The 4,323-nt window shown below is 63.1% G+C and carries 5 protein-coding genes and 1 pseudogene; 1 reads left to right on the top strand and 5 read right to left on the bottom strand.

Annotated features, from left to right (window positions below):
- The coding region (locus EOC93_RS32705) for a TCP-1/cpn60 chaperonin family protein (RefSeq protein WP_281033177.1) at positions 1-685 on the top strand (685 nt) is incomplete at its 5' end.
- Between the two features lie 149 nt (positions 686-834).
- Here EOC93_RS32705 and EOC93_RS32700 read toward each other — a convergent pair.
- The 5 genes and pseudogenes from EOC93_RS32700 to EOC93_RS35195 all read right to left on the bottom strand — a co-directional run.
- The gene (locus EOC93_RS32700) at positions 835-1,836 is read right to left on the bottom strand and encodes a zincin-like metallopeptidase domain-containing protein (protein WP_051695374.1); all 1,002 of its coding nucleotides are present in this window, start codon (positions 1,834-1,836) and stop codon (positions 835-837) included.
- A 476-nt stretch (positions 1,837-2,312) separates the two neighbouring features.
- Complete coding sequence (locus EOC93_RS35210) at positions 2,313-2,507, bottom strand: hypothetical protein (RefSeq protein WP_051695369.1); 195 nt, start codon at positions 2,505-2,507, stop codon at positions 2,313-2,315.
- Between the two features lie 82 nt (positions 2,508-2,589).
- Positions 2,590-2,775, bottom strand: coding sequence for a hypothetical protein (locus tag EOC93_RS35205; RefSeq protein ID WP_245458208.1), 186 nt, complete (start codon positions 2,773-2,775; stop codon positions 2,590-2,592).
- Positions 2,691-2,960 carry a hypothetical protein gene (locus EOC93_RS35200; RefSeq protein WP_245457304.1) on the bottom strand — a complete coding sequence of 90 codons (270 nt, stop codon included), beginning with the start codon at positions 2,958-2,960 and terminating at the stop codon, positions 2,691-2,693. Before EOC93_RS35200 ends, EOC93_RS35205 begins: the two co-directional genes overlap by 85 nt.
- A gap of 599 nt (positions 2,961-3,559) precedes the next feature.
- Positions 3,560-4,323 (bottom strand): annotated as a pseudogene (locus tag EOC93_RS35195) (cation:dicarboxylase symporter family transporter); the annotation flags it as partial.

The raw sequence follows: 4,323 nt of genomic DNA, 5'->3' as shown, positions 1-4,323 counted from the left end.
CTCCAAGGAGAACACCACCATCGTCGACGGTGCCGGCAAGAAGGCCGAGATCCAGGGCCGCGTTGCCCAGATCAAGCAGCAGATCGAAGAGACCACTTCGGACTACGACAAGGAGAAGCTGCAGGAACGTCTGGCCAAGCTCGCCGGCGGCGTTGCGGTGATCCGCGTCGGCGGTGCGACGGAAGTCGAAGTCAAGGAAAAGAAGGACCGCGTCGATGACGCCCTCAACGCGACCCGCGCGGCCGTCGAAGAAGGCATCGTTGCTGGTGGTGGCGTCGCGCTGCTGCGCGCTTCGGCCAACATCAAGGCCACCGGCGTCAATGCCGACCAGGCCGCCGGCATCAACATCGTTCGTCGTGCGCTGCAGGCTCCGGCCCGCCAGATCGCGGCCAACGCCGGTGCGGAAGCATCGATCGTTGCCGGCAAGATCCTTGAGAACAAGGGCGCGACCTTCGGCTACAACGCCCAGACCGGCGAATATGGCGACATGATCGCCATGGGCATCGTCGATCCGGTCAAGGTTGTCCGCACCGCTCTCCAGGACGCGGCCTCGGTGGCCGGCCTGCTGGTCACCACCGAAGCCATGATCGCGGAGGCTCCGAAGAAGGAGTCGGCTGGCGGCGGCGGCATGCCTGGCGGCATGGGTGGCGGCGGCATGGGCGGCATGGGCGGTATGGATTTCTAATCCAGCTCTGGCAGCTTTCGCAACGAGGGGCGGCAGCAATGCCGCCCTTTTTTTGCGAACCTCGATCCGATAAACGATCGGCGCCAACGCCGGCCATGTTAGCGCAACCTCAAAAGAACTGTCGAGTTGGTTGCGCGGCTTTTGCGTCATCAGAGGCGCAAGGCGGCCGCGTGTGATGATTGCGCGCTTCCATAGGCGGTTTCGGCATGTGCCTCGCCTTCGACATCGGCATTGCGGCCAAGCAGGAAATCGGCGGCTTTCGAGGCATGGCTTGCGGCGCGGAAGATGGCGCGGTTGTCCTCGCGCAAAACCGTCAGCCATGAGCCGATGTAGTCGGCATGGCGCACGGTCGGCTCGATGCCGAGACTGCTGCAGATGAAGGCTGATGCGATTTCGGCGACCAGTTCCTCGCGCGCATAGGTGTTGGACCCGAAGGAGCCGGACAGGTCGCGCGCGAGTCGCGTCGGGTGGCCGGTCCAGTGGCCAAGCTCGTGAAAGCAGGTCCGGTAATAGTCGATCTGGTGGAAGAAAGCCGGCTGCGGCGGCACCTGTATGGTGTCGCTGCCGGGCATGTAGAAGGCGCGCTCGCCGCCGATGCGAAAATCAGCGCCGGTTGCATGAATGAGCGCCTCGGCCTGCGGGACCATCTCGCGCTCAGGCAGAGGCTCGCCGGCGGCATAAAGATGTTCGGGCAGATTATCGCACTGCGCGACATTGAAGACGGTAAAGCGCTTCAGGAAGGGCACCGCCTGCGGTTCGTCGCCATCGGTGTCGGCGCGTTGCTTTTCGTTCTTGGGAACAAAGCGGTCAGCGTGAACGATGGTGGTGCCGTGCTCACCCTTCCTGACATTGCCACCTAGGGAAAGCGCCTGTCGGAAGGTGAGCCAGTTCTGGCTGGGGAAACCGCGATCGATGACCCCGCCCCACAGGATCAGGATATTGATGCCGGAATATCGGCGCTGGGTGGCCGCATTCCGCGGCAGGCCGAGGCCTGTCCTTGCCCTGCCCCACGGCTTGACCCATGGCACGGTGCCGCGCTCCAGTTCGGCAATGATGCGGTCGGTGATTTCCTGATAAAGGCTGGCGCCGGTGCGCCCGCCACTCTCTGCGCCAGCCTGTCGGCTGCCGCAACGTTTGTTGTTTGCACGCATCGTGATGTCCTCCGCTCTTCAATCGCGCCCTCCCCGGAAGCGGGGTGGGCGGCGAAAGCGACCGGAAAGGCCCGACGTCGGAGGCGGACTGCATCCGCAGGACCGGAACGGAGTGGAGGACCCGAAGCGAAAGCGAAGGGTTGCGGGACGCCGCGGCGGGCCTAGAAGGGAGTGCTGCCCGCCCTGCGCCACCGGGGAAGGCCACGATAAAAACGACGCCGGCCGACAGGCCGGCGACCGTCAGCAGCCGAAGGCTGCCCCGCGCCAGGGGGCGAAGCCGCAGGGCCAAGACCGCCTGAGCCTGGCGAAGATAAGCGGGCTCGGTTCACGAGCACCCGGCCAGCGCCTTCAGGCGCGGGCGCTCAGGATTGTTGTTGGCGCCCACGGCAGCTGGATGACCGCAACAAGATGCCGAGGAGCAACAGCAAAGCCAGCTGCCACAAACGGCACGCTCCGGCAACAACAGCGTGGCCGATCTACAGATGCTGCCCCGCACGAGAGCCTGCACGCTTTGAGCGCGCATCGGCGAGCAAGCGTTGCAAGCTGGCCATGTCGACCAGGTGGGCGATCACTATATCGCCGACCACCAACGCGGGCGTACGGTCGATGTGCAGACCTTTCGCGAGTGCGCGGACGCGCGCAAGTTCATCTGCGATGGCCGGATCTTGCATTCCCGCTTGAGCTGCTCCACGTCAAGGCCCACACGCGCTGCGATCTTGAGAGTGATCCTTTCAATGATCCAACTGGGGGAAGTCATAAGGGCGCGGTGGAATTCGTCGAACTTTCCCTGTTTTCTCGAGGCGAGTGCGATTGGGAATCCGGTCCCAGGACCGGGAACCGTCTGATCACAAGCTTCAGATTGGGATCATTCTTGAAGGCTTTTTGGTAGTTGAGATCTGCCAGTCTGCAATGCGGACAGTTGTGGTAGTCATTGAATATGACCAGAACGGCATCGCCTTGCGGGTTGCCGGCGATTGGCGAAGGGGGTCGTTGTCGAATGCGCCGCTCCACTTTTGCCTGTCGATCGACCACGCCTGCCGGTGCAGGTTCGCGCTATATTGGCTCGCCAGCACGGCGAGGAGTAAAAGAAGAGCTGCGACAGTGATGGCAGTCGGCTTAGACATGAGTCTCCAATCCATGGACGGCGTGGCAGCAACGGCCCGCCTTTTGGTGTAAAATGCTTTTGATCGAGCCCCGCACTTGCCACAGGGCGCAGTCGCGAGGGCGCACAGCTATAGATGCCGGTGCGCTCTGGCGGTTTCTGGAAAGATGGCCTTGCGCCATCGGGCCCACCCCACCAGCTGAGCGTCGTTCGCGCGGGCCGGGCAACCGCGACCGCCATTCACCACGCCGGGCGACTGACCGTCCGCCCGGCAGAGCGCTGAAGGGTCCCCGGACCTTCCGGGTTGCCGGCGATTTGGCGAAGCGGGGTCGTTGACGAGTGCGCCGCTCCACTTTTGACTGTCCATTGGCACGACTGCATGGGCGGGGGCGGCCTTTCCCGCGGCGGGTGCGCGCTATTATGGCTCGCCAGCACGGAAAGCAGCACGGCGAGGAGAAAAAGGAGAACCGCGAGAGTGGTGGCCGTTGTCTTAGACATGAGGCTCCAATCCATGGACGGCGTGGCAGCAACGGCCCGCCTTTTCGGTGTAAAATGGGTCGCTTTTGATCGTGCCCCGCAGTTGCTACAGGCGCACAGGTGCGGGTGCGATCTGGCGGTTTCTCAAATACGGCTTTGCGCCATCGGGCCCACCCCAATAGCTGAGCGTCGTTCGCGCGGGGAACTGCGTTCACCACGCCGGGCGACTTGACCGTCCACCGCCAGAGCGCTGAACGGTCCGCTAGTGAGGCGCTCCCCGAATCGTCGTTTATCCCGCTCGCCCCAGACCGGGCGACAGCCAGCGTTGCCGCTACGCTGCGGAGAAATATCGTCAGCGCGTGGCATTCGGACATAAGCTGATCGACGCCAAGAATAAGACCCACGGAGGTGACCGGTGCGGCCGGAACAAGAAAGAGCGTTGCAGCCATTGTGACGAGGCCTGCACCGGTAATGCGGGTTGTTCCGTTCGAAGGGAACAATGCGACGAACAGCATGAGGATCCGGCAGCCGATCGGCAGATCAGTTTTCGTCGTCTGGGCGATGAAGAGGGCGGCGAGCATCATATTCGTGCCGTCCAGATTGAATGGAATGAGACCCACGACCGAATGCGTGGCGCCGGCCTTTTCCATCTTCTCCATGAGCGAGGGCAGCGCGGCCTCCGAGGAGGACGTTGCGAGCAGCAGCTCGTCCTTGATGTATCGGACGAGAGAGAAGATCGAGCGGCCGTTGTAGCGGCAGACCGCGCCGAACAGGACCGAGAAGAACAAGACTTGCAGGATGTCGCCTTCCGCGAAGGCACTGGCAATGGTTGATGGGATGATGTTCATCAGGAAGCTGGTCACGGACTGCTCGTGAGCCGTGGCCACATAGCCCTTAACGGCTTGGAC

It is taken from the genome of Mesorhizobium sp. M6A.T.Ce.TU.002.03.1.1 (assembly GCF_003997275.1).
Classification (GTDB): domain Bacteria; phylum Pseudomonadota; class Alphaproteobacteria; order Rhizobiales; family Rhizobiaceae; genus Mesorhizobium; species Mesorhizobium mediterraneum.
This window is presented reverse-complemented; position numbering and strand designations above follow the sequence as displayed.